Annotated in this window: 24 protein-coding genes; 7 read left to right on the top strand and 17 right to left on the bottom strand. The window is 73.0% G+C overall.

The genetic code is table 11. From position 1 onward, the window contains the following. Positions 1 to 32: 32 nt before the first annotated feature. From ACWD4B_RS26130 to ACWD4B_RS26115, 4 genes are all read right to left on the bottom strand, one after another. Positions 33 to 3,173, bottom strand: a complete 3,141-nt coding sequence (locus ACWD4B_RS26130; RefSeq protein WP_451423045.1) for a glycoside hydrolase family 2 TIM barrel-domain containing protein — start codon at positions 3,171 to 3,173, stop codon at positions 33 to 35. Between the two features lie 64 nt (positions 3,174 to 3,237). Further along, entirely contained in the window at positions 3,238 to 3,957 is a 720-nt protein-coding gene (locus ACWD4B_RS26125) for a LutC/YkgG family protein (RefSeq protein WP_451423044.1), read from the bottom strand. Further along, positions 3,954 to 5,423, bottom strand: coding sequence for a lactate utilization protein B (locus tag ACWD4B_RS26120; RefSeq protein WP_451423043.1), 1,470 nt, complete (start codon positions 5,421 to 5,423; stop codon positions 3,954 to 3,956). The genes ACWD4B_RS26125 and ACWD4B_RS26120 overlap by 4 nt, the downstream gene beginning before the upstream one ends. After that, positions 5,420 to 6,184 carry a (Fe-S)-binding protein gene (locus tag ACWD4B_RS26115; RefSeq protein WP_451423042.1) on the bottom strand — a complete coding sequence of 255 codons (765 nt, stop codon included), beginning with the start codon at positions 6,182 to 6,184 and terminating at the stop codon, positions 5,420 to 5,422. The genes ACWD4B_RS26120 and ACWD4B_RS26115 overlap by 4 nt, the downstream gene beginning before the upstream one ends. Before the next feature lie 113 nt (positions 6,185 to 6,297). Here ACWD4B_RS26115 and ACWD4B_RS26110 point away from each other — a divergent pair, with 113 nt between their 5' ends. Further along, positions 6,298 to 6,720, top strand: a complete 423-nt coding sequence (locus ACWD4B_RS26110) for a YjbQ family protein (RefSeq protein ID WP_451423041.1) — start codon at positions 6,298 to 6,300, stop codon at positions 6,718 to 6,720. 19 nt (positions 6,721 to 6,739) lie between these two features. On the opposite strand, the gene ACWD4B_RS26105 is transcribed toward ACWD4B_RS26110, so the two are convergent. The 3 genes from ACWD4B_RS26105 to ACWD4B_RS26095 form a co-directional block, all read right to left on the bottom strand. Further along, on the bottom strand, positions 6,740 to 7,666 hold the full coding sequence (locus tag ACWD4B_RS26105) for a D-alanyl-D-alanine carboxypeptidase family protein (RefSeq protein ID WP_451423040.1): 927 nt from the start codon (positions 7,664 to 7,666) through the stop codon (positions 6,740 to 6,742). 90 nt (positions 7,667 to 7,756) lie between these two features. Beyond that, on the bottom strand, positions 7,757 to 8,443 hold the full coding sequence (locus tag ACWD4B_RS26100; RefSeq protein ID WP_451423039.1) for an HAD family hydrolase: 687 nt from the start codon (positions 8,441 to 8,443) through the stop codon (positions 7,757 to 7,759). A 47-nt stretch (positions 8,444 to 8,490) separates the two neighbouring features. Further along, positions 8,491 to 8,976, bottom strand: a complete 486-nt coding sequence (locus ACWD4B_RS26095; RefSeq protein ID WP_451423038.1) for an Lrp/AsnC family transcriptional regulator — start codon at positions 8,974 to 8,976, stop codon at positions 8,491 to 8,493. A gap of 321 nt (positions 8,977 to 9,297) precedes the next feature. Between ACWD4B_RS26095 and ACWD4B_RS26090 the strand changes: the two genes are divergently transcribed. Continuing rightward, on the top strand, positions 9,298 to 10,806 hold the full coding sequence (locus ACWD4B_RS26090) for an FUSC family protein (protein ID WP_451423037.1): 1,509 nt from the start codon (positions 9,298 to 9,300) through the stop codon (positions 10,804 to 10,806). Here ACWD4B_RS26090 and ACWD4B_RS26085 read toward each other — a convergent pair. Next, entirely contained in the window at positions 10,786 to 10,977 is a 192-nt protein-coding gene (locus tag ACWD4B_RS26085; RefSeq protein WP_451423053.1) for a BTAD domain-containing putative transcriptional regulator, read from the bottom strand. The genes ACWD4B_RS26090 and ACWD4B_RS26085 overlap by 21 nt on opposite strands. A 292-nt stretch (positions 10,978 to 11,269) precedes the next feature. On the opposite strand from ACWD4B_RS26085, the gene ACWD4B_RS26080 reads away from it, so the two are divergent. Continuing rightward, positions 11,270 to 12,325, top strand: a complete 1,056-nt coding sequence (locus tag ACWD4B_RS26080; protein ID WP_451423036.1) for a lactonase family protein — start codon at positions 11,270 to 11,272, stop codon at positions 12,323 to 12,325. Positions 12,326 to 12,426: 101 nt separating this feature from the next. On the opposite strand, the gene ACWD4B_RS26075 is transcribed toward ACWD4B_RS26080, so the two are convergent. The 4 genes from ACWD4B_RS26075 to ACWD4B_RS26060 form a co-directional block, all read right to left on the bottom strand. Further along, on the bottom strand, positions 12,427 to 13,389 hold the full coding sequence (locus ACWD4B_RS26075) for a sirohydrochlorin chelatase (protein ID WP_451423035.1): 963 nt from the start codon (positions 13,387 to 13,389) through the stop codon (positions 12,427 to 12,429). 138 nt (positions 13,390 to 13,527) lie between these two features. After that, the gene (locus tag ACWD4B_RS26070; protein ID WP_451423034.1) at positions 13,528 to 14,556 is read right to left on the bottom strand and encodes an N-acetylglucosamine kinase; all 1,029 of its coding nucleotides are present in this window, start codon (positions 14,554 to 14,556) and stop codon (positions 13,528 to 13,530) included. 14 nt (positions 14,557 to 14,570) lie between these two features. Next, positions 14,571 to 15,248: a uracil-DNA glycosylase gene (locus tag ACWD4B_RS26065; protein WP_451423033.1), complete on the bottom strand. Its 678-nt coding sequence runs from the start codon at positions 15,246 to 15,248 to the stop codon at positions 14,571 to 14,573. Positions 15,249 to 15,432: 184 nt separating this feature from the next. Next, a complete protein-coding gene (locus tag ACWD4B_RS26060; protein WP_451423032.1) occupies positions 15,433 to 16,527 on the bottom strand; it encodes an NADH:flavin oxidoreductase/NADH oxidase in 1,095 nt (364 codons plus the stop codon). 160 nt (positions 16,528 to 16,687) lie between these two features. Between ACWD4B_RS26060 and ACWD4B_RS26055 the strand changes: the two genes are divergently transcribed. Further along, positions 16,688 to 17,038: an ArsR/SmtB family transcription factor gene (locus ACWD4B_RS26055; RefSeq protein WP_451423031.1), complete on the top strand. Its 351-nt coding sequence runs from the start codon at positions 16,688 to 16,690 to the stop codon at positions 17,036 to 17,038. Positions 17,039 to 17,059: 21 nt separating this feature from the next. Here the strand turns inward: ACWD4B_RS26055 and ACWD4B_RS26050 are convergent, their stop codons facing one another. The 4 genes from ACWD4B_RS26050 to ACWD4B_RS26035 form a co-directional block, all read right to left on the bottom strand. Further along, positions 17,060 to 18,409 (bottom strand): FAD-dependent oxidoreductase, encoded by a 1,350-nt coding sequence (locus ACWD4B_RS26050; protein ID WP_451423030.1) that lies wholly within the window; start codon positions 18,407 to 18,409, stop codon positions 17,060 to 17,062. A gap of 71 nt (positions 18,410 to 18,480) precedes the next feature. Next, positions 18,481 to 19,098, bottom strand: a complete 618-nt coding sequence (locus ACWD4B_RS26045) for a helix-turn-helix domain-containing protein (protein WP_336413680.1) — start codon at positions 19,096 to 19,098, stop codon at positions 18,481 to 18,483. A gap of 170 nt (positions 19,099 to 19,268) precedes the next feature. Continuing rightward, on the bottom strand, positions 19,269 to 19,451 hold the full coding sequence (locus tag ACWD4B_RS26040) for a hypothetical protein (protein ID WP_451423029.1): 183 nt from the start codon (positions 19,449 to 19,451) through the stop codon (positions 19,269 to 19,271). A 132-nt stretch (positions 19,452 to 19,583) separates the two neighbouring features. Further along, the gene (locus ACWD4B_RS26035; RefSeq protein ID WP_336413678.1) at positions 19,584 to 20,294 is read right to left on the bottom strand and encodes a VTT domain-containing protein; all 711 of its coding nucleotides are present in this window, start codon (positions 20,292 to 20,294) and stop codon (positions 19,584 to 19,586) included. A gap of 175 nt (positions 20,295 to 20,469) precedes the next feature. Between ACWD4B_RS26035 and ACWD4B_RS26030 the strand changes: the two genes are divergently transcribed. Further along, complete coding sequence (locus ACWD4B_RS26030; RefSeq protein WP_451423028.1) at positions 20,470 to 20,688, top strand: hypothetical protein; 219 nt, start codon at positions 20,470 to 20,472, stop codon at positions 20,686 to 20,688. 22 nt (positions 20,689 to 20,710) lie between these two features. After that, complete coding sequence (locus tag ACWD4B_RS26025) at positions 20,711 to 21,556, top strand: spermidine synthase (protein WP_451423027.1); 846 nt, start codon at positions 20,711 to 20,713, stop codon at positions 21,554 to 21,556. Positions 21,557 to 21,583: 27 nt separating this feature from the next. Here ACWD4B_RS26025 and ACWD4B_RS26020 read toward each other — a convergent pair whose 3' ends face one another. Beyond that, complete coding sequence (locus ACWD4B_RS26020) at positions 21,584 to 22,540, bottom strand: hypothetical protein (RefSeq protein ID WP_451423026.1); 957 nt, start codon at positions 22,538 to 22,540, stop codon at positions 21,584 to 21,586. A gap of 83 nt (positions 22,541 to 22,623) precedes the next feature. Here ACWD4B_RS26020 and ACWD4B_RS26015 point away from each other — a divergent pair, with 83 nt between their 5' ends. Further along, complete coding sequence (locus tag ACWD4B_RS26015; RefSeq protein WP_451423025.1) at positions 22,624 to 23,076, top strand: DUF4442 domain-containing protein; 453 nt, start codon at positions 22,624 to 22,626, stop codon at positions 23,074 to 23,076. Positions 23,077 to 23,261 lie beyond the last annotated feature (185 nt).

Below are 23,261 nucleotides of genomic sequence, written 5' to 3'. Positions count from 1 at the left end.
GGACAACTCGGCGCACGGCGAAGGCGCTTCTCCTACGGTGAAGGTCGGGAAGCGGCCGGTCGGGTGGGTCGCAGGAGGTAGGCGTAGCTGTAGTCACGGTCGGCGTGCAGCAGGTAGGCCTCCAACGGCGGCGCACCCCACGAGTCGTTGCCGCCCACGCCCGTCTGGCGGTGGTTGACACCCAGGACGGTCCCGTCCCCGCGTTTCAGCTCGTGGGGATGGCGTGGGCCCTCAAGATCGAAGGGAGACCAGGGCAGCGCGCTGATCTCCAGCAACCGACGGGTGTCGCCGTGCGCGGCGGCGGAGTCGGCCAGGATGCACAGTCCCGAGCCGTCCCGCGCCGTGAGCGAGGCACTGCGCACATCGACGGCGTTGCCCGCCTGCTGCGGGCGCGCATACGGCATGAGGGAGGAGTCCGCAGTGTCCAGGGAAACGCGATGGCGGCCGACGAAGGCGCTGGTCCGCCGGTCCTGATAGTTCTCGTGCGGTCCGCACCCGTACCAGCCGAGGTCTGCGAACTCTCCCGGCACCGTCAACAGCGCGCCCATCAGCGGAAGATCGGGGAGGCCGGCGCCGGGCGCGAGGGTGTGCTGCACGTGCAGGTCGCCGTCGCCGTGCACGGTGAAGACGGTGGTCCAGCGGGAGGCCGCCGGAGCAGTGGGCAGGTCGGCCGTGACGGTGATCGTCACTTCGGCGGGTGAGGGTCGGTCGACCTCGATCCCCGTCACGGTCCGCCGGGCACCGGCGTCCCGCCAGGTGCGCGAGGTGATCTGGGCGCCGCGGCCGATGTCGTTGTCGGTCGGGCCGCGCCAGAAGTTGGGGACGGGTCCGTCCGTCAGCAGAGTCCGGTCATGACAGCGGAAGGTGGTGAACGAACCGGTGAAAGCGTCCAGTACGAGTTCGAGGCGGGATCCGGTGACGGTGACGGCATGCGGGGTCCGGGCGACCCGGAGCGCGGGCCTGCGCGAAGCACGGCGCTCCGGGGGCGGAGCGCCGTGCCAGGGGAGCGCGAGCTGTTCGGCGGCGATGACATGACCCGCCTCGGCCCATCGCGCGCCCTCCCGAAGTACGCAGCAGACGTTCAGCCAGTATTCGGCGCCCGGTTCCGGCTTCTCCGGTGGTTCGAGCGGCAGGGTCACGGTCACGGTCCGGCCGGGTGCGGCCTCCGGTGCGGGGGCGGTTCCCCGCTGGACGGGGGTGCCGTCACAGGTGACCTCCCACCGGAGGTCGTAGGCCTCCAGCCCGGTGAACAACTGCCGGTTGGTGATCCTCACCGTGCCCGCTTCGGTGCCCGCTCCCGTGCCTGCGTCCGGCGCCGCAGAGGTGAACTGTACCGGTTGGTACACCTTCTTGACCTCGTGGAGCGCAGGGTGCGGGGTGCGGTCCGCGGCCACGAGACCGTTGCAGCAGAAGTTGCCGTCGGAGAGGGAGCCGGCGCCCCAGTCCCCGCCGTAGGAGAGGTAGGTGCGGCCGGAGTCGCCCGGCACCGGGAGGCGCACGGCCTGGTCGGCGAAGTCCCAGATGAAGCCGCCGTGCAGCGTGGGATGGGCCTCGATGACGTCCCAGTACTCCTGGAGGTTTCCGGTGCTGTTGCCCATCGAGTGCGCGTACTCGCACAGGATGTACGGCTTGGGGTTGCCGGACAGCCCGTAGGCGGCCACCTCCGCCGGCCCGGCGTACATGTGCGATTCGACGTCGGCGACGTCGTTCATGCCCTCGTAGTGCACCGGCCGGGAGGGGTCGCGGTGGTGCACCCAGTCGGCCATGGTCCGGAAGACACCACCCTGGCCTGCTTCGTTGCCCAGCGACCACATCACCACGCAGGGATGGTTCTTGTCGCGCTCGACCAGGCTGCGCACGCGGTCGAGGCAGGCGGCCGTCCACTCGGGCAGGTCCGCAGGCAGGCTGTCCCGTACCTCGTGCGTCTCCAGGTTGGCCTCGTCGATCACATAGAGGCCGTATTCGTCGCACAGCTCAAGCCAGCGAGGGTGGTTGGGGTAGTGGGAGGTGCGGACGGCGTTGATGTTGTGCTGCTTCATGATGCGGATGTCCTCGACCATCCGCTGCTCGGTGACCGCCTGTCCGTGGTCGGGGTCGGTCTCGTGCCGGTTGACGCCCCGGAAGACCAGGGGCCGGCCGTTGACGGTCAGTTCTCCCGGGCCGCAGAGGACGGTGCGGAAGCCGACTCGTGTGCGCTGGACATCAATGATATGCCCCTGAGAATCGGCCAGTTCGAGCGTGAGGAGGTACAGGGCGGGATGCTCGGCCGACCACAGGGCGGGCCGGGTCACCCGGGCGCCGAGCTCCACGGTCGCCTCGGGCGAACCGTCGAAGCGGACCGTGCCGGTGAGGGTGAGCACCGGGGTGCTCCCGGTGTCGTGAAGGGTCGCCTGCAGCCGGTGGGGGCCGGGCCGGGGGTCCTGGCGGGAGCGCACGGTCGCGGTCACGATCAGCTCGGCGTTCCGGCAGTCGGCATCCAACTCGGTGCATACGAACAGGTCGTGGACATGGACCGGGGAGACCGCATAGAGGTACACGTCGCGGAAGATGCCGGACAGGTCGATCAGGTCCTGGTCCTCGAGCCAGCTCCCGCTGGACCAGCGGTAGACCTCCACGGCGAGGGTGTTCAGGGGTTCGTCCGCGCCCGTGCGCACATAAGGGGTGAGGTCGAACTCGGCGGGCGCATAGCTGTCCTCGCTGTAGCCCACCAGCCGGCCGTTGACCCACACGCAGAACGCGGACTTGACCCCCTGGGAGGAGAGGAGGACGTGCCGTCCCGTCCAGGCACGGGGGACGGTGAAGGTGCGGCGATAGGAGCCGACCGGATTGAAGCCGGTGGGCACGTGCGGAGGTGCGGGCTGCTCGTACCCGCTCCAGGGATAGCGGACGTTGAAGTAGACCGGCTCCGGATACCCCTGCAGCTCCCAGTTGCCGGGCACGGTGATCCGGTCCCAGCCGGAGTCGTCGAAACCGTCGGTGAAGAAGTCCGCGGGCCGCTCGCCGGGGTTCCGCGACCAGGTGAAGCGCCAGTCGCCGTTGAGCGAACGGTAGTAGGGGGAGGCCTCAGGCTGGCCGCCGAGGGCGGAGCCAAGGTCTGCGAACGGGACGAGAGGGGTACGGGCAGGCTCCCGGTTCACCTGGAAGATCTCGGGAGCGGAGAGCCACTCGCACATGGGCCGACTCCGGGGCGCACGAGAGGAAACAGGAGGCACCAGGATCGAACAGAACCGATAAAGGTCACAACCCCCACGCGGATACGGACTCACGCGTCACGGCTTGTTCACCGTGTTGTTCACCGTGCGGACGGGCCTCGTGCACGAGGATCACGTCCAGCGCGCGCGGGCCGTGCACGCCCTCCACCCGGTCGAGCTCGATGTCGCTGGTCGCGGAGGGGCCCGAGATCCAGGTCAGGGGCCGTGCGGGGGCCAGGCGCCCGAGGGCCTGCGGTACCGAGTCCACGACCTGGTCGGCCGTTCTCACCACGCACACGTGATGGTCGGGGACGAGCGTGAGGCGACGGCGCCCCTGATCGGGGCCGGCGTCGAGTACCACGGTGCCGGTCTCGGCGATCGCCAGGGCGCACCCGGTGACCACGCTGTTCACGGCATCCAGCTCCCGTGCCGTGAGATCGGCGGAGTCGGGCACCTGCTCCACGGCTGCCCGCGCGAGCCACTCGGCGGGCAGCCCGGCCGGGACGGCCACACGCCGTGCTCCGCGTCGGCCGAGCAACTCCGCGAGCAGCGCGGGCAGTCCGGCCGCGTCCACGCGGTGCACGACGGCACGGTAGTCGGCGAGGTTCTCCGCGAGCAGGTCCACGGACTCGGCGGGGGTACGCGTCCCGTGGGTGCGCAGGTAGTCGCGCGGGACGGGGTGGTCCTGCGGACGCTCGTGGGCCGGTACGTCGGCGAGGGCCCGGCGCACCCGGGCCAGGATCCGGTCCCTGCTGGTGCCGCTCATGCCGTGCCTCCGCGGGTGCGGGACCACCAGTCGCGGAACGGTTCCGCGGGCAGCGGGGGCAGTTCGCGCGTGTCGGACCAGGCACGGCCCGGACCCGGCAGCCGCCGTGGGTGGAGGCGGCGGGTGCGGGCCGCGAGACGCTGGGCGCGGCGCAGTGCCCCGGGGTGGTCGAACGTCCAGCCGGCGGCGTGCATCATCGCGCGCTCGGCGAGGTGCCTCCTCGCCGGCTTGACGACGGTCCGGACACCGCGGGTCGTGACCTCGCCGCCCTGGACGACGCGTTCGCGCAGGTGCACCAGGACCTCGGGGATGTCGATGGCGACCGGGCACACGTCGTAGCAGGCGCCGCACAGGGAGGAGGCGAACGGGAGGGACTCCTCCAGAGGAGAGGCGAGGCCGCGGAGTTGAGGGGTGAGGACGGCGCCGATGGGGCCCGGGTAGGGGGAGCCGTAGGCGTGGCCGCCTGCGCGCTCGTACACGGGGCAGACGTTGAGGCAGGCCGAGCAGCGGATGCACCGCAGCACCTGCCTGCCGGTCCGGTCGGCGAGGGCGTCGGTGCGGCCGTTGTCGAGCAGGACCAGATGGAAGGAGCCCGGGCCGTCGCCGTCGGTGGTGCCCGTCCACATCGAGGTGTACGGGTTCATGCGCTCGGCGGTGGCGGAGCGGGGCAGGAGCTGGAGGTAGATCTCCAGGTCCTGCCAGGTGGGGACGGTTTTCTCGATGCCGACGACGGAGATGAGGGTCTCCGGCAGGGTGAGGCACATCCGCCCGTTGCCCTCGGACTCGACGACGACGAGGGTGCCGGTCTCGGCGATCATGAAGTTGGCGCCGGAGACGGCGACCTTGGCGCGGAGGAACTTCTCGCGCAGGTGCAGCCGGGCCGCCTCGGCGAGGTCTGCGGGCCGGTCGGTCAGCCCGGCCGGTGCCGGGCGGCCCCAGTCGGCCATCCGGGTGCGGAAGATGTCACGGATCTCGCCGCGGCTGCGGTGGATCGCAGGGACGAGGATGTGGGAGGGGAGGTCGTCACCGAGTTGCACGATGAGTTCGGCGAGGTCGGTCTCGTACGCCCGGATACCGGCCTGTTCCAGTGCGGCGTTGAGGCCGGTCTCCTGCGTCGCCATGGACTTGACCTTGACGACCTCGGTCTCGCCGGTGGCCCGGACGAGGTCGGTGACGATGCGGTTCGCCTCGTCGGCGTCGGCTGCCCAGTGGACGGTGCCGCCGGCCCGGGTGACGTTCTCCTCCAGCTGGAGGAGGTAGCGGTCGAGGTGGCGCAGGGTCCGGTCCTTGACGGCGGCTCCGGCGGCGCGGAGCCGGTCCCAGTCGTCCAGTTCGGCGACGGCGGCCGCCCGTTTGGCGCGGATGGTGTGGGTGGCGCGGCGGAGGTTGGCCCGCAAGGTGGCGTCGCCGGTGGAGACCGCGGCGGCCTCCGGGAAGGCGGGCATGCCCAGGTAGGTGCGGCTCACAGGAGGCTTCCGTCCGTGGAGGCCAGGATCTCCGCGATGTGCACGGGGCGCACGGGGGAGCCCTGGCGGGCGAGGGTGCCGCCGATGTGCATCAGGCAGGAGTTGTCGGCGGTGCACAGCACCTGCGCGGCCGTCCCCGTCACGGCGCGGGCCTTGTCCGTGCCCATCGCGGCGGACACGGCCGGGTTCTTGACGGCGAAGGTGCCGCCGAACCCGCAGCACTCCTCCGCGCCCGGCAGCTCCCGCAGTTCGAGGCCTTCGACCGCCTCCAGCAGCCGGCGGGGGCGGTCACCGAGGCCCAGGACACGCAGTCCGTGACAGGTGGGGTGGTAGGTGACGGTGTGGGGGAAGCGGGCGCCGACGTCGGTCACTCCCAGGACGTCGACCAGAAACTCGGTCAGCTCGTAGGTCTTCGGTACCACGGCCGCCGCCGCCTCGGCCAGTTCCTCGGCCCGGCCGGTCGTGTGCTCCTCGGCCGCGGCGCGAGCGGCGATCCGGGGGTAGTTGTCACGGACCATGGCGGCGCAGGAGCCGGAGGGCGTCACGATGACGTCGTGGTCGCGGAAGGCCCGGGCGAGGCCGAGCACGAGGGGCTCGGTGCGGTGCCGGTAGCCCGTGTTGTAGAGGGGCTGCCCGCAGCAGGTCTGGGCCATGGGGAAGTCGACCTGGACGCCGAGCCGTTCCAGCAGTGCGACCACCGCGCGCCCGGTGCGGGGGAAGAGAGTGTCGTTGACGCAGGTGACGAACAGTCCCACGCGCATGGCAGCCCCGGCACCTCCATGATCGTCCGTCGCTTCATACTGCCGCAGCCGGCGCGGTCTGTGAAGCACCCCTCCCGCCCGGCGGATCCCGGGGCGGAAGGAACAATGGCCCCATGACCGACACTTTCCGCACCCACGTCCTGGACGTCACCACCGGCCGTTCCGAGACGGTGTACGACCTGACGGGCGACTGCGAGGGCTTCCTGCGCGAGGCGGCGGGCGGCCGGGACGGGCTGCTCAACGTCTTCGTGCCGCATGCGACGGCGGGCGTCGCCGTCCTGGAGACGGGCGCGGGCAGCGACGACGACCTGCTCGCGGCCCTGCACGACCTGCTCCCCGCCGACGACCGCTGGCGCCACCGGCACGGCAGCCCGGGCCACGGCCGCGACCACGTGCTGCCCGCACTGGTACCGCCCCACGCGACGCTGCCGGTCGTCGGCGGCCGACTGGCGCTGGGGACCTGGCAGTCCGTGTGCCTGGTGGACACCAACCGGGACAACCCGGACCGCCAGGTGCGACTGAGCTTCCTCGGCTGAGAGCGCCGGGGCCGGCCCGTCAGTCCTTCTGTGCCGACGGCGGCAGCCGGCGCAGCTTCACCGGAGTCTTGGTGCCGAAGGCCCAGTTCAGCATCTTCACCGCGTCCGGGTAGCGGTTGACGGGGTCGTTGAGGATGACGCCCACAACTGTGCGCTTGCCGCGCTGGGCGGCGAAGACCAGGCAGGGGCCGGCGGCGGTGCCGGTTCCCGTCTTGATGCCGATGGCGCCCTTGTAGGACCCGAGCAGCTTGTTCGTGTTGTCCCAGTAGTAGGTGCGGTTGACGTTCGCCGCCTTCTGCTGGGTGGTGGTCGTCCTGACCACCGTGCCGAACGTGGCGCTCGTCAGCGCGTGCCGGGCGAGCTTGGCGGAGTCGCGGGCGGTGGTGTAGTTGTTCCCGGCCTGCGATATGCCGTCGAACGAGTCGTACTTGGTGTTCTTCATGCCCAGCTCGGCGGCCTTCCGGTTCATCTTCGCGATGAACGAGGCCGTCCTGGTCGCCTCGGTGCCGCCGGTGCCGAAGGTGTCGGCGAGGGCGTTCGCGGCGTCGCAGCCCGACGGGAGGAGGAGGGCGTACGTCATCTGACGGACAGTCAGTTTGTCGCCTGTGCGCAGGTCCGCCGTGCTCGCCCCGGTGCGCTCCACATAGTCGCGGTAGGACTGCTTGACGGTGATCTGCCGGTTCAGGTCGAGGCCGGGGGTGTCCAGGACGGTCACCGCGGTCATGACCTTGGTGGTGCTGGCCATCTGCCGCCTGGTATCGGCGTCCTTGCCCCACAGCTCCCGATCGGTGCCGTCGTCGAGCAGGAACGCACCCTTGGCGGCTATGCCCGACGGGCCGCTCTGCGCTTCCGCGGCCGTCGCCGGGAGGGCCACCGCTGCGGCCACGGCCGAGGCGACTGCGGCAACAGTCCACCGACGGGCCGGTCTTCTCCCAGTTCGCTCCATGTGGCTACCTTTTCCTCGCGTGTTGGGATGAGTGAGATGGGTGAGCAGATAATCGCACCCGCCGTCGCGCGAGGAGAACCCAGGACCGCCTCAGTCGCCTGCTGCCACCCATGTGTAGGCCTGCTCGGCGTCGAACTCCTCCTGCCCGCCTGCGAATACCAGCCCTGCGGTGGTGTATCCCGCGTCCTGCGGCATCCCGGCGGCGTAGGGCACGGCGATGCAGCGCATTCCGGCCCGGTGCGCCGCCTCCGCGCCCGGTGCGGCGTCCTCCACCACGACACACCTCCCGGGCGCGACCCCCAGCCGGCGCGCGGCCTCCAGGAAGACATCCGGTTCGGGCTTGCCGTGCGGTACTTCCTCCGCGGAGACGGCGACGGGAAAGAAGACGGACAGCCCGGTGGCGGACAGCACCGTCCCGATCGTTCCGAGCGAGGAACCGGACGCCACCGCGAGCGGGATCCCCGCCGCGTGCAGCCGCTCCACGAACTTGCGCATTTCGGGGAACACTTCGGTCCCGGCCGCGGCCAGTTCCAGATAGTGGCGGTTCTGCAGGGCGAGCAACTCGGCGGCGGGTGCCTCGATGCGGTACGCGCTCCGCAGCGCCTCCAGTGTTTCGAGGGTGCCGATGCCGATGAAACGGCAGTGGTCCTCCCAGGTGAACTCGTGCACGCCGTAGTGGGCGAGCGTTCTCTGCCCTGCCGCGTAGTAGTTCGGCTCGCTGTCCACGAGCGTTCCGTCGAGATCGAAAATGACCGCAAGCTTTTGGGGCGTGACCATGCGCCCAGGATGCCAAGCCGGGAGGCCGCGGCCGCGGAACCCCCGGCTCAGGAAGTCTTCTGCGCCGCCGTCCGCCCCACGGCCTCCACCAGGGGCACCATCCGGTACGGCACCCGCTCGCGCAGCACCATCTCCGTACGCGTGCGCACCACGCCCGGCAGCCGGACCATCAGCTGGATCACATCCTCCAGGTGGGCCGCATCGCGCGCGACCACGCGCGTCATCACATCGCCCCCGCCGGTGATCGAGAACGCCTCGATGATCTCCGGGATCCCGGCCAGGGCATCGGCCACCGTGTCCAGATGGCCCTGGGTGACCTCGATGTGGACGAAGGCCAGCACCGGATGGCCCAGAGCGGCGGGGGACAGCCGGGGGCCGGTGCCCGTGATCACCCCGTCGCGCTCCAGCCGGTCGAGCCGCGCCTGCAGGGTGCCGCGCGCGATGCCGAGCACGCGCGCGTACTCGCGCACACTCGTCCGGGGCTGCTCCAGCAGCAGCTTCAGGATCCTGGCGTCCAGCGCGTCAACGGCCACAGGCAGGGCTTCCTTCTGGTCGGCGGTCCAGGGCCGCGACTGTACCAATGGCCCAGCCATCCGCCGCCCTCCGGCACCCGATGGCTGCAGGATCATCCCACCGCCGTGGGCCCGGGTCCGGGGATCCATCGCCTCGGCCGCCGCGCAGGTCGGCCACTGGCCTCGTATCGGCCCGCATCCCGGCCACAATACTGGGCCAATGGCACAGAATATTTCGCATCTCTTGAGCCAACGGGAGGTCTGATGTTGTGATGGTGGTGTCGATGGCGCTGCGGGTCTCCGCGGCGCCTTTTTCATGCCGGTATGCAGGGAGCGAAATCTGTGCTGAAGCGGGCGTTCGTGGCTCCGGACCCGGGGAGGCTGCGGCTGCGGAGTGCTGCCCGGGCCGTCCTCGGTGTCGGTCTGGCGGTGGCGGTCTGCGGTCTGGCCGGCCATTCCCTTGTCGCGGCCGTCATCGGCGGGCTCGCCGCGCTTCTCGCGCTCTTCACGGTCACCGACACGACCGTCCGCGGACAGGCGGTCACCACCGCCCTGCTGCCCGCAGTCGGCTTCCCCGTACTCGCCATGGCGGCGATGCTGCACGGTCAGCCCCTGGTGCGCGACGCGGCCTTCCTCGCCGTCATGGGAGCGGGCGTCTACGCCCGGCGCTGGGGACCGCGCGGCCACGCGCTCGGGGTGTTCGCGTTCATGACCTTCTTCGCGACGCAGTTCCTGCACGCCGTGCCCGCGCAGCTGCCCGAGCTCTGCACGGCCGTCACCTGCTCCCTCCTGATCTCCTCGACCGTCCGCTTCGGCCTGTGGTGCTACGAGCGCCGGCTGCCGCCCGCCGCCGCGCCCGCCCCGCCCGGCGGATCCGGGCTCGCCCGCACGACCACCCGCCAGGCGGTCCAGGCCGCGCTCGGCGGCGCCTTCGCCCTCATGGCCGGGCAACTGCTGTCCGACCAGCGCTGGTACTGGGCCGTCGGCGCCACGTGGTGGATCTTCGTGAACACTGCCTCCCGCGGCGAGACCCTCGTGCGGGGCTTCCGGCGGGTCCTCGGCACCGTGCTCGGCATCGCCGCCGGAGGCCTCGTCGCCATCCCGCTGCACGGAGCGCCGGTGCCCTCGGCGGTCCTCATCGCCGTGTGCGTCTTCGGGATCTTCTACTCGGCTCCCGTCTCCTACACGTGGATGATGTTCGCGGTGACGCTGATGGCCGGACTGCTCTACGGGCTCCTCGGCGTCCTGAACCCCGCCCTGCTCGTCCTCCGGCTGACCGAGACCGGGGCCGGGGCGCTCGGCGCCGCCCTGGCCGTGCTGCTCGTGCTGCCCGTGACCACGCACGCCACCACCGACGCCTGGATCCGGCGCGCGCTGCACTGCGTGCACGCCTGCGCCGCCGAGGCCGCGGCGCGCCTCGCCGGCTCCACGATCGCGGACCCGGCGGCCCGGGTCGCCGAACTGGAGCTGCTGCTCGGCCGGGTACGGCTCTCGCTCGCGCCTCTGGTCCACCCGTTCAGCCCGCTGCGCGCCCGCAAGGAGAAGGCGCGGCGCGTGCTCGCCCTCCTCGACGACTGCGCCCGCGAGGTCCGGGGCCTGGCGGCCGTCGCCGCGGACCCGGTGGCCTCGCACGACGACCGCCTCACTGCCGCCTGCCTGCGCGTGGAGTCCGCGGTGGAGGCGCTGACCACGCCGGGGACGGAGCGCGGCACGGCTGCTGCAGCGGCAGTTGCGGAGCGCGCCGAGGCGGCGCCCGCCGCGCTCGTCCATCTGCACGGCCTGGAGAGGGCGCTGGGGGAACTGGCCGCACCCCTGCACAGCACCCGTCCGTCACCGCTGGTCGGAGCCTGACCCGCGCCGGGGCAGGGGGAGGCGGTCCCGAGCCTCCGGAGAGGATGAGCCGCTGCATGTGCTGAAGGGCCGGAGAGGGTCGAGCCCGAGTTCGTCCCGGAGGATCGTCCGGAGCTCCTGATACACGCGCAGGGCGTCCGCCCGGCGGTCGCACCGGTGGAGGGCGGTGATGGGACAGGAGGCGCGACCCTTCCGTGAGGTCCCCCGTCTTCAGCAGTGCCTCTCCCTGCCAGGTGAGCCGCTGGAAGACCTCGGCGTCGACCTGTTCCGGCGCGGCGTGCAGCATGGGAGCGCCTCCTGGCCGTTGTCCCCGAGAGCCACCAGGATCTGCTCGAACGCCCTCTGTTCGTGCATCTGGCCATCGTCCGTCCCGACGAGCGTCGCACATCAGTGATGCCCGGGCTGTCGGCGCGTCCGTGTAGCGTCGGTGACCATGGGGACCGACGCGGGGAGGGACGGCGCAATGGCCGACAACGGACGGTGCGGACAGCGGGCGTACATCGGCTCGTTCACCGAGGCGGGCGGCCACGGCGTCACCGTCGCCGAAGTCGACCCCGATTCGGGTGCGTTGACGCCGGTGTACGCCACCGATGCCGTTGCGAACCCGTCGTTCCTGGCGCTGTCCCCCCGCGGTGACGTGCTCTATGCCGTGAGCGAGACCGACGAGGGGGCCGTCGCCGCGTTCTCCCTGGCCGACCCGGCCGGACCCCGGCTCCTCGGCCCGGCCGTGCCCGTGGGCGGCGCGGGGCCCACCCACCTCGCCGTCGCCGGCGGGCGGCTGTTCACGGCCAACTACGGCTCGGGCAGCGTCAGCGCGCTGCCCCTCCGCCCGGACGGTTCCCTCGCGGCCCCCGCGGCCGTGCTGCCGCACAAGGGCGGCGGTCCGGTGGCCGAGCGGCAGGAGGGGCCGCATGCCCACGCCGTCGTTCCCGACCCGTCCGGTGCCTGGCTGCTCGCCGCGGACCTCGGTACGGACACGGTGCACGTCCACGCGCTCGACCCCGCGACCGGCCTCCCCACCCCGCACCGGGAGGCCGCGCTGCGCCCGGGGAGCGGGCCCCGGCAGCTGGTCTTCCACCCGCGCGGCCACCGGGCCTACGTGGTCGGCGAGCTCGACTCGACGGTGACCGTGTGCCGGTGGGACGCGGCCGCAGGGGTGCTCTCGGCGGACGGGCCCGGAGCCGCCGCGGCGCCCCCGGGCGCCGGCGCGCCCAACTACCCCTCGACCGCCGTCGTCTCGCAGGACGGCCGGTTCCTGTGGGTGGCCAACCGCGGCCACGACAGCATTGCCGTCTTCACGCTCGACCCGGACGGCGGTGCGCCCGCGCTGCGCGCCACCGTGGGCTGCGGCGGCCACTGGCCCCGCCACCTGGCCGCACATCCCGGCGGCCGGCTGCTGTACGTCGCCAACGAGCGCTCCGGCGACGTCAGCTGGTTCACCGTGGACCCGGACACGGGCATACCCGTGCAGGCGGGCGCGACCGCGGCACCGGCCGCCTCGTGCGTGGTCTTCGCCTGACCACCAGCCGACGCCCGGCCGTTCGCCGGGCGGTCCGGGAAACGGCCCGAGGCCTCCCCTCGGCGGGGAGGCCTCGGATGGGCGGTGGTCGCCGGCGGTGGTCAGCGGAGCGACATGCCGCCCGGTCCCGCGGCCGACGGCATCGAGATGCCCAGCACCTCCGTGTACTTGGCCAGGGCGAGCCTGCCGATCGCGGGGTACGCGCCCAGGGCCTCGGCGGTGGCGCAGCCCGCCTCCTTGGCCGCCATGCCCGGCAGCGCCTCGTCGGCCTCGGGGCCGATCAGGCAGGGCGCCAGCGCGAGGTTCCGGGAGCCGGAGGCGCGCAGCTGGTCGGCGGCCCGGGCCACGGCGCCGTCCTCGTCCAGCGCGGCGGCCAGCACAGGCACCGCGAGGCGCGCGGAGAGCAGCATGCCGGTGATGCCCGCGGCCTGCGCCGCCTCCTCGCCGCCGATCGTCGCGAGGACGATGCCGTCCGCGGCGGTGGTGACGGTGAAGAGCCGGGCCCGGTCGGCGCGCGCCAGACCGGCCTCGGAGAGCCGCACGTGCAGGGCCTCGGCGAGCAGCGGGTGCGGGCCGAGGGCGTCGGTGAGCTCGCAGGCGGCGCCGCTGTTCATGACCGCCTGGCGTATCCGGCGCAGCACCGCGCTGTCCGGCCCCGCGAGCAGCGGGATCACCACGGCGTCGGGCGCCTGCGCCCAGGCGTCGGCGACGGGCTCGCCGGCCTCCGCCTCCGCCGCGGCCGCCTGCTGGGCGCGTGCGGTGCGCTGGGCGGCGGCGTGGCCGAGGACGGCGTCCAGGGCCGGGTAGCCCGGCTCGTCGGCCACGGCCGCGTGGTCCACGTAGCCGATGCGGGCGTCGAGCCCGGGGAGCTCCGACCGGGCGATGCTGAGGATCTCCTCGGCGAGGCGGCGCATGGCGGTGTCGGGCGTCCCGGGCACGGCGAGCACCAGCGGGGGCGCACCCGTCGGAGCGGCCACGGGCTCGGGCCGCCGGTGCCGCCCGGGCTGGCGGGGGCGAGGCATTCGTACTGGCAGGCCGGACGTGGGCCCTGTGGGGGAGCTCATGCGCCCGCATGTTAGCCGTTCATCGGACTCGGTCGTTCGGGCGGGGGTAACTGAACAGGGTCGTGCAAGGTATGTCTGGATTCAATCGCCGCTCAATCACCGCTCAATCGGCGGTTCATCCGGTGCACACGGATGCGTTCAGCAAACGACGTGGAGTAGTGACCCATCGGCAGGCAGTAACAGAGTGTCCGTCAGCAGCGCGGCTGCCACGCACAATGCACCGTCGAGCGGGCCGCCCGCGGCGGCCGTCAGCCGGGCGCCGGGCAGTTGCTCGTGCAATTCCCGGCGTACCGGCGCGAGCAGTGGTTCACCGATGCCGAACAGCCCGCCGGTGAGCGCCACTTCGCACACTGCGGGCTCCGTCGCGGACGGTTCCGGAACGCGGGGACGGACCGCGGCGGCGGCCTCGGCGATGTGCCGTGCAGCGGACTGCAGGATGCCCGCGGCGACCTCGTCGGCCGCGGCGCACCGGGCGACTTCGGGGGCGAAGGAGGCGAGCACGGCCGACCGGTCGGCGCGCGGATAGAGTTTCCCGGGCAGCCCGGCTGCCGGCCCGAAGACCGCTTCGAGCTGTTCCAGCAGCGCGGCCGAACCGCCCGCGCGCCCGTCGTGTGCACGCAGCGCCGCCTCCAGCCCGGCGCGCCCGATCCAGGCGCCGCTCCCGCAGTCGCCCAGCAGGTGTCCCCACCCGTCGGCGCGCCGCCAGCCGCCCTCGGGGGACAGGTCGGTGCCGAGTGCCACGATGCCGGTGCCCGCGGCGACCACGGCGCCCGGACGCTGCCCCAGCGCCCCGGCGTAGGCGGTCACGGCATCGGAGGCCAGGGCGAGCCGGCGCACGCCCAGTGCCTCCCGCAGCGCGCCGGGAAGGACGGCACGGAGGTCGTCCCCGAGCGTCGACATCCCGGATGCGCCCACGCACACGGCCTCACAGCGCTCGGCGCCCGCCGCCCGCAGCAGTTCGCGGGCAGCGGGCAGCACCCGGTCGAGCAGGCTGCGTGCGTCGATGCCCCTGGCGCCGGTGACGGCAGGCTCCGGAGACGTGCGGGTCCAGGGGGCCCCGGCCGGGGCCGGGCCGTCCCCGTCGGCGCAGGCCAGGGCGACGCGGATGCCCGAGCCGCCCGAGTCGACCCCGAGGACGAGGTTCTGCTGCGCTGCGGAGCTGCCCATGACGGATGTCTGCCCTAGGGGAGCTGCCAGTTCACCGGAGCCGCGCCCTGGCCCGCCAGGAGGTCGTTCACGCGGCTGAACGGCCGGGAGCCGAAGAAGCCGCGGTCGGCGGACATGGGGGAGGGGTGCGCGGACTCGACGCAGGGCACGCCGCCCAGCAGCGGGCGCAGGTTGCGGGCGTCGCGCCCCCACAGTACGGCCACCATCGGCGTGCCGCGGGAGACGAGCGCCCGGATCGCCTGCTCGGTGACCTCTTCCCAGCCCTTGCCGCGGTGCGCGGCGGGCTTGCGCGGGGCGGTGGTCAGCGCCCTGTTGAGCAGCAGCACGCCCTGCTGCGTCCACGGCGTGAGGTCGCCGTTGGACGGGCGGGGGAGGCCCAGGTCCGCGTTGAGCTCGCGGAATATGTTCTCCAGGCTGCCCGGCAGCGGCCGGACCTCCGGGGCGACGGAGAAGCTCAGCCCGACGGCGTGGCCGGGCGTGGGATACGGGTCCTGGCCGACGATCAGGACCCGCACCTCGTCGAACGGCTGCTGGAACGCACGCAGGACGTTCGCGCCGGACGGCAGGTACGTGCGTCCCGCCGCGATCTCGGCGCGCAGAAAGTCGCCCATCGCGGCGACCTGCCCGGCCACCGGCTCGAGTGCCTTGGCCCAGCCCGGTTCGACGATCTCGTTCAACGGCCGTGCAGCCACAGCTGCTGCCCCTCCCTGCCCGCGTGGATCTGAACAACTGCGCATTCCTGCGCAGAGCTCAGGATCGTACGCGAGCGGGAGGCGGGGCTCATATCGTCCGCAGCGGGATCCGGGCGCGGCAGCGGGCCGACACGCCCGGCGGGTTCATCCGAAAGGGTGGACAGAAGGGCGGACAGAAGGGTGGTCAGTGGGCCCTGGCGTACTGGTGGGGTGCGTTCAGGTCGCCGCCGAGCGCCCCGGCGGCCCGCCGTGCCCAGAACGGGTCGCGCAGCAGCTCGCGACCCAGCAGCACCGCGTCGGCCGCGCCCTCGGCGACGATCTTCTCGGCCTGCTGCGGGTCGGTGATCAGCCCGGCGACGGCGACCGGCAGCCCGGTCTCGTCCTTCACCCGCTGCGCGAACGGCACCTGGTAGCCCGGTCCGACGGGAATGCGCGCGGCGGGGGCGAGGCCGCCGGTGGAGACGTCGAGGAGGTCCACGCCGTGGGCGCGGAGCTCGCGGGCGAAGCGCACGGTGTCGTCGCCCGTCCAGCCCTCGCGGTCGTCCTCGGGGTTCTCCGTGAGCCAGTCGGTCGCGGAGATGCGGAAGAACACCGGCAGTTCGTCGGGCCACACCGCGCGGACGGCGTCCACGACCTCCAGCGCGAAACGCGTGCGGTTCTCGAAGGAGCCGCCGTACGCGTCGGTGCGGTGGTTGCTGTGCGGCGAGAGGAACTCGTTGATGAGGTAGCCGTGGGCGCCGTGCACCTCGACGACCTCGAACCCGGCGGCCAGGGCGCGCTGCGCCGCGGCGGCGAACTGCCCCACGATCTCCTTGATCTGATCGACCGTCAGCTCGTCGGGCACGGGGTGGCCGTCCTGGAACGGCAGCGGGCTGGGGGCGACCGTGGTCCAGCCCTCCTCCGGTCCCACGGGCCCGCCGCCGCGCCAGGGGGCGTCGGTGGCCGCCTTGCGCCCGGCGTGCGCTATCTGGATGCCGGGGACGGTGCCCTGCTGCTTCAGGAACGCCGTGATGCGCCGCAGCGCCTCGGCCTGGGTGTCGTTCCACAGGCCCAGGTCCCCGGGGCTGATCCGGCCCTCGGGGCCGACGGCGGTGGCTTCGACGAGGATCAGGCCGGTGCCGCCGGTGGCGCGCGCGGCGTAGTGCGCGAAGTGCCAGTCGTTCGCCACGCCCGCGCCGGGGCCGGTCGGTTCGGCCGAGTACTGGCACATCGGCGCCATCCAGGCGCGGTGGGGGAACGTCAGCGACCGGAGGGTCAGGGGCTGGAACAGCGCGCTCACGGGCAGGCTCCGTTTCGGGTCTCGCCTGCGGGGCAGGCGGGCTTCTTCCTGGCTCGTACGATAACCATCGTAGTACGACAGGTGTCAAACTACGAGGGTTCTCGTACAATGGAGCCTCCGGAACCCCGGCATTCGCCGTTGCGCCTCGAGGAGAGCAGCCGTGCAGAGTCAGACCAGCCGCGCCCTCGAGCATCCCGACCGCGACGCGATCCGCCTGGAGGGCGTGCTGCACGCCCTGTCCGACCCCCTGCGCCTGGGGATCGTGCGCGCACTGGCGGCGGGCGACTGCGAGCAGTCCTGTTCGGTGTTCGACCTGCCCGTCAGCAAGTCCACCACCACGCACCACTTCCGCGTGCTCCGGGAGAACGGCGTGATCCGGCAGATCTACCGGGGCACCGCGAAGATGAACTCCCTGCGCCGGGACGACCTGGACGCGCTCTTCCCCGGCCTCCTCGACAGCGTCCTCACCGCCGCCGCCCGGCAGGCCGGGCGGCTCGCCGCGGCCGGCTGACGCACCGTCACCGGCGGCCGGTCACCGGCCGCCCCGCGCCGCGGCGAGCAGGCCGTCCCAGTCCGGGATCTTCACCGTCCCGCGGCCCAGCCGCTGCCCGAGCGCCGCCTCGGCCGCCTCGATCCCCAGCCAGCCCGGCCACTCCACCGGCTCCTGCCCCGCGGCCCGCAGCGCCGCCTGCGCATCGCCCGACGGCCGGCGGGCCAGCAGCGCCTCGGCGTCGGCCAGCAGGGACGCGACCGTCTCCTTGGCGCAGGGCCGGTTGGTGCCGATCACTCCCGTCGGGCCGCGCTTGATCCAGCCCGCGACGTACTCGCCCGGCGCGGGCGTCCCGTCCCGCAGCACCCGGCCCTGCACGTGCGGCACCGTCCCGTTCCGCGCGTCGAAGGGCAGGCCCGGGACCGGCACCCCCCGGTACCCCACGGACCGGAGCACGAGCTGCGCCCCGATCTCCTCGAAGCGCCCGGTCCCCGCGACGCCGCCGTGCCCGTCCGGCTCGGTCCGCTCGAAGCGCACCGCTTCCACCGCCCCGTCCCCGAGCAGGGCGACGGGGCGCAGGAAGAACCGCAGCCGGATCCGGCGCTCGTGCTCCTGCTCCGGCTGCCCGGCCCAGCCCCGGAGGACCTCCACGTTGCGCCGGACCGCCGACGGCAGCGCGGACGGGTCGGCCCACGCCGGGTCCAGCGCCGCCTCCTCGCCCCGCACGAGGGCCTGCACCCCCGTCAGCCCGCCCAGCTCGCGCAGCTCCTTGGTGGTGAACTTCGCCTGCGCGGGACCGCGCCGGCCCACCATGTGGACGTCCGCCACCCTGCTGTCGGCCAGGGCCGTCAGCGCCGCGTCCGGCACGTCCGTGGGCCGCAGCTCGTCGGCGCCGCGCGTCAGCAGCCGGGCCACGTCCACGGCCACGTTCCCGACGCCGATCACCACGGCCGACCGGGCGCCCAGGACGAACCCGCCGGGCGCGGCGTCCGGATGGGCGCTGTACCAGGAGACGAACTCCGTGGCCGAGAAGCTCCCCGGCAGGTCCTCGCCGGGGATCCCCAGCCGGCGGTCGGCCGCGGCGCCCACGCAGTAGACGACCGCGTGGTAGAGCTCCAGCAGCCGCCGCGGCGCCAGCGCCCCGGGCTCCTCGCCCACCCGCACGTTGCCCAGGAATGTGACGCCGGGGTGCTCCAGGGCCGTCCGGAGCGTGTTCTGCAGCGACTTGATCTTCTCGTGGTCGGGCGCGACCCCGTAGCGCACCAGCCCGTACGGGCACGGCAGCCGGTCCAGCACGTCCACGGTCACCCCCGGGACGGACTGCTGCTGCACCAGGGCCTGGGCGGTGAAGACACCGCTGGGCCCCGAACCGACGACTGCGACGCGAAGCACGGAAGGTCTCCTTCCAGCAGGTGCGTCCAGGATCCCACCGGGAGCGGGATCGCGTCAGGGGCACACAGGCCTCAGCCGCCCACGGCGTGCGGTTTCTCCCCGGGGGGAGCGCCGAGCTCCCAGGCGAGCCCGTAGCGCTGGAACAGCTCGGCCCGCAGCACCTCCGCGGGCATCGGCGCCCCCGGCAGCAGCACCCCCACCACCGCTCCCATCAGCAGGGCACGCAGGACCCGGTAGTCGGACTCCGGGTCCGCGGAGCCGTACCCCGCCACGGTCTCGCGCAGCAGGGACGCCAGCCGCTGCTGCTCCGGGCACTGGATGAACCCCTCGGCCTGGAGCAGACCCGCCATATGGGTGCGCATCAGCAGCGGCCGGTCCCGGGCGAGGCCCAGGATCACGTCGATGGCCCGGGCCAGCAGCTCGCGCCCGTCCTCGGTGCGCGGCTCGCGCTCCAGCCCTGCCGACAGCTCCCGGTGCATCAGCCGGTGCACCGCGGACTGCAGCAACTGCCGCTTGCCCGGGAAGTAGTACGAGACCAGACCGCGCGCCGCACCGGCCCGGTCGGCGATGTCCGCCAGCGTCGTCGCCTCGTAGCCGCGCTCGGCGACCAGCTCGACGGTCGCCTGCAACAGCCGGTCGCGAGAACGGCGGCGCAACTCCTCGTTGACCGCAGCGCTGCGCGGGGACATTGCGAATAACTCCTGCGTTGACTGGCTCCGGGCCAATATACTCAGCGGGTAGCCGGTTGTCCTTGCCGGGGGCGGGGAAGGACCGGAGGGGCCGTCGGATTCGGGTGGCGCGGGGGACCACCCGAAACCGGCGGTCCTGCGCTGCCCGCGCCGCTGCTGCAGGCGACGTCTCAGCACGCCGCCCGGCAGTGCTGCCGCCGCTGCTCCGCCGCGTGCCACTCGGCCAGCAACTCCTCGTAGACCTTGCGCTCGGCCCTGGTCAGGGCACGGCCTCCGCGCGCCGTGAGGAAGGCGCGGATCGAGCGGTTGATCTCCTCGGGGGACCGCTGGGCGGGGGTCGGAGTGGGCGGCATGAGCTCAGGCTACGAGCGGGAGGCGGCGGAAGACCCTCGCTGCGGCCGACTTCGCGGAATGCTCATCAAATGGTCATGAAGCCGGAACGGGCCCGGGATCCGGACGTTCCGATTCCGGGGGCGACCCGGGAATCACGGCGCGACGGCGCCCTTGGCCGGCCTCCTGCGCCACGCCACCGCGACCGCCGCCAGGCCCGTCACCGCGAGGAAGGCCATGGCGGCCAGGAAGGCCGGTGAGGTGGGCGCCGCCGCATGGCTGCCCGCGACGACATAGGCGGCGGTCGTCGGGATGCTGCCGGCGGCGGTCGCCAGGAGGAAGGGCAGCCAGCCCATCCGGGACACCGACGCGCAGTAGTTCGCGGCGGCGAACGGGATCCCGGGAAGGAGCCGCAGGACCAGCATCGAGCGGAAGCCGTGCAGGCTCAGCTGCCGGTCCGCCGCCGTCAGCCAGCGGCCGCGCAGCAGGGGGCGCAGGGCGTCCTGGCCCAGCAGGCGCCCCAGGCCGAAGGAGACGGCCGAGCCCAGCACCGTGCCCGCCACCGCGGCGGCGGTGCCGGCCGGTCCGCCGAAGAGGGCGCCCGCGGCGATGTTGAGCACCGGGCGCGGCACGAACGCCGCGGTGCACAGCCCGTACCCGGCCGCGAACAGCACGACCGCCGGGCCGCCGCCGGACATCCGCTCCGGCCACCCCTCGGTGAGCAGCCGCTCGGGGCGGCACGCGAGCACGATCGCCACGGCGGCCGAGAGCAGGACGGCGAGCAGCCCGAGGCGGAACCACGGGGACAGCAGCGCACGGGTGCAGCGCTCGGCGGGGCCGGGGGACGGCGCGGCGGGATCGGGCATCGAAGGAGCGTAACCGACGCCCGTGCAGGGGCGGGCCGATGTCGGTGAACGGAATGCGCCCGCACCCGGTGCCCGGTATAAGCCGCTGCTGAGCCACTGCTGAGCCGCTGTGTACAAGCATCTCCCCCGCTGATATCCACGTGCCCTCGCGCGGGCACCGGCCTACAGTGCAGACATGGAAGAGCGGTGGGGAGGAGCGTACGAAAGGGCCGACCAGATGGCGCTGTTCGTCGCGGCGGAGCGCCGGGCGAGGCTTGCGCTGCGGCAGGGACATCTGGAGAAGGTGCTCACCGCTCAACAGCTCAAGACCGTCGTCCGGCACATGGTGCAGACGTGGCTGGACGGTTTCGCGGCCGGCGCGGCGGCGCACCGGGGCGGGGGCGAGCAGCCATGACGTCCTGACGGACAATGGGGGAGTGGACGAACCGATACCCGTGACCCGCGAAGTGGACTGGGGCACCGCCAAGCTGATGCCCGACGTGGACCGGGCCCGGGCCTGGCTGCTGACCGTGAACGGGGCGCCCCAGTCGTACGTCGACCTGGACGACCCCGCGCACCTCGAGTTCGAGTACGCGCAGCGCATCGCGCACGTCCTGGACACGGCGGCCGAGCCGGGCCGGCCGCTCGACGTGCTGCACCTGGGCGGCGGTGCCCTCACCCTGCCCCGCTACGCCGCCGCCACCCGCCCGGGCTCCCGGCAGCGGGTCGTCGAGGCGGACCGCGGGCTGATCGCCCTGGTCGGCGAGCACCTTCCGCTGCCGGACGGGGCCGGGATCGAGGTGCTCGCGGCGGACGCCCGCGAGGCCCTGGAGGCCTCGCCCGACGCGTCCGCCGACGTCGTCGTCGCGGACGTCTTCGGCGGGTCGCGGGTGCCCGCGCACCTCACCTCGGTCGAGTACGCGCACGCCGCCGCGCGCGTCCTGCGCCCGGAGGGCCGCTACGCGGCCAACCTCGCCGACGGCGCGCCGTTCACCTTCCTGCGGGGCCAAGTGGCCACTTTCGCGGCCGTCTTCGCGCACGTGTGTCTGATCGCGGAGGCCCCGATGCTGCGCGGGCGCCGCTTCGGCAACGCCGTCCTCGTCGCGTCGCACACCGAACTGCCGCTGGCCGCCCTGGCCCGCCGGGCCGCGGCCGACGCCTTCCCCGCGCGCGTCGAACACGGTGCCGCGCTGGCCCGGTTCGCCGCCGGGGCGGAGGCCGTGCACGACGCGGAGGCGGTGCAGTCGCCCGAACCGCCGGGCGGCTCGTTCAGCGTGGGCTGAGACGGCCCCGGCGGTCCGGGCGTGCGGTCAGGAGGACTTGAGCGGGCGGAGCGTGCTCATGATCTTCTTGACGGTGTCGTCGGAGACCTCGCCGTCGATCCCGGTGTCGGCGTAGAGCACCCACGTCGCGAGGTCGCCGTTGGTGTCCTTGTAGGTCACCGTGAAGGTCTTGCCGTCCGTCATGCACTTGTCGGTCTTCTTCACGTCGGTCACCTTGGCCGAGGCCGTGGAGCCGGTGATGCCGTGATCGTTCTTGAAGGGCGTGGCCTTGGCGGTCTCCAGGTGGCCCGACTGCTTGCGGTCGAACGCGGCGATCGCCCAGTTGCCCGCCTCGGTCTCGGCGGCGTCCTCTATGCTCTTGGCGCCCTGCGCGCCCTTGGTGCCGGCGCCGCCCCGCGAGTCGTTCTTCGCGCACTGGTCGGGCTTGTAGTACGCGGTCCCGCTCATCGTAACCAGCGGCTGGCCCTTGTCGTCGGCGAAGCCGGTGGACAGGCCCGGCGGGTTGACCGTCCAGTCCGGGGGGATGTCGAAGGCGTTGTGCCGCTTGCTGTTGACGACGGTCTTCCACCCGTCGATCACCGGCTTGATCTCACCGCCGGCCCGCGGGTTGTCCTCGGGGGCGCTCGGGGCGCCGGTGCTCTGGTTCTGCGTCTGCGCCGACGCCGGGGCGGACGGGGCGGAGTCGTTCTTCGCCGCGTCCTCCTTCTTCTCGTCGTCGCCGAGGAGGACCAGGCCCGTCACCGCGGCCGCCGCGACCACGGCCAGGGCCGCCGAGATCGCGATCCACGTCGTGCGCTTGCCGCCGTTCTTCTGCGGCGGCTGCGGTCCGGGTGCGGCCGGAGCCGCCCACTGCCCGGCGGGCGGCTGCTGGTACGGGTTCGGCTGTTGGTACGGATTGGGTTGCTGCGGGTAACCCGGCTGCTGATACGGGTTGGGTCCCTGCGGGTTCTGCTCGCCCCCGGGCGGCTGCTGTCCTGGCCACATGGCCGATAACCATAGAGGGCGGCACTGCCGGGCGGGACCGACGGGCCTTCCCAACGCTTGCTACTGACTGGTAACTTTTCCTCATGTCAGAGACCCTGCCCTCGATCGGCGACATGCTCACGGCCACCGTGCCCATGGCCCGCACCCTCAACCTCGTCTTCGAGGAGACCACCCCGGAGCGCGCCGTCGTCCGGCTGCCCGACCAGCCCGACTACCACAACCACGTCGGGGGACCGCACGCCGGCGCGATGTTCACCCTCGCCGAGTCCGCCAGCGGCGCCATCGTCCTCGCGGCCTTCGGCGACCAGCTCTCGCGGGCCGTGCCGCTGGCCGTGCGCGCCGAGATCGGCTACAAGAAGCTCGCCATGGGCCCGGTCACCGCGACCGCCGAACTCGGCCGCCCGGCCGCCGAGGTCGTCGCCGAGCTGGACGCGGGGCAGCGCCCGGAGTTCCCGGTCAGGATCTCGATCACCCGCGAGGACGGTGCGGAGACGGGCGAGATGTCGATCTGGTGGACCCTTCGGCCCAATTCGTAGCCTCTGGCTCGGGAAGACGCTGATCTGCCGCTTCTGCAGGGCGTGTTGAGGCGGGGCCGAGGCCGATGCCGAGATCCCGCGTCGTGGGGGGGGGCGGCGGGGGGGGGGGGCCCGCGGGGCCGGCCCGACACGGGGGGGGGGTGGGGGGTAGGAGGAGGGGGCAGGAAGATGAAAGGGTTGGGGGT

This window comes from Streptomyces sp. NPDC002536 (genome assembly GCF_053594995.1).
This window is presented reverse-complemented; position numbering and strand designations above follow the sequence as displayed.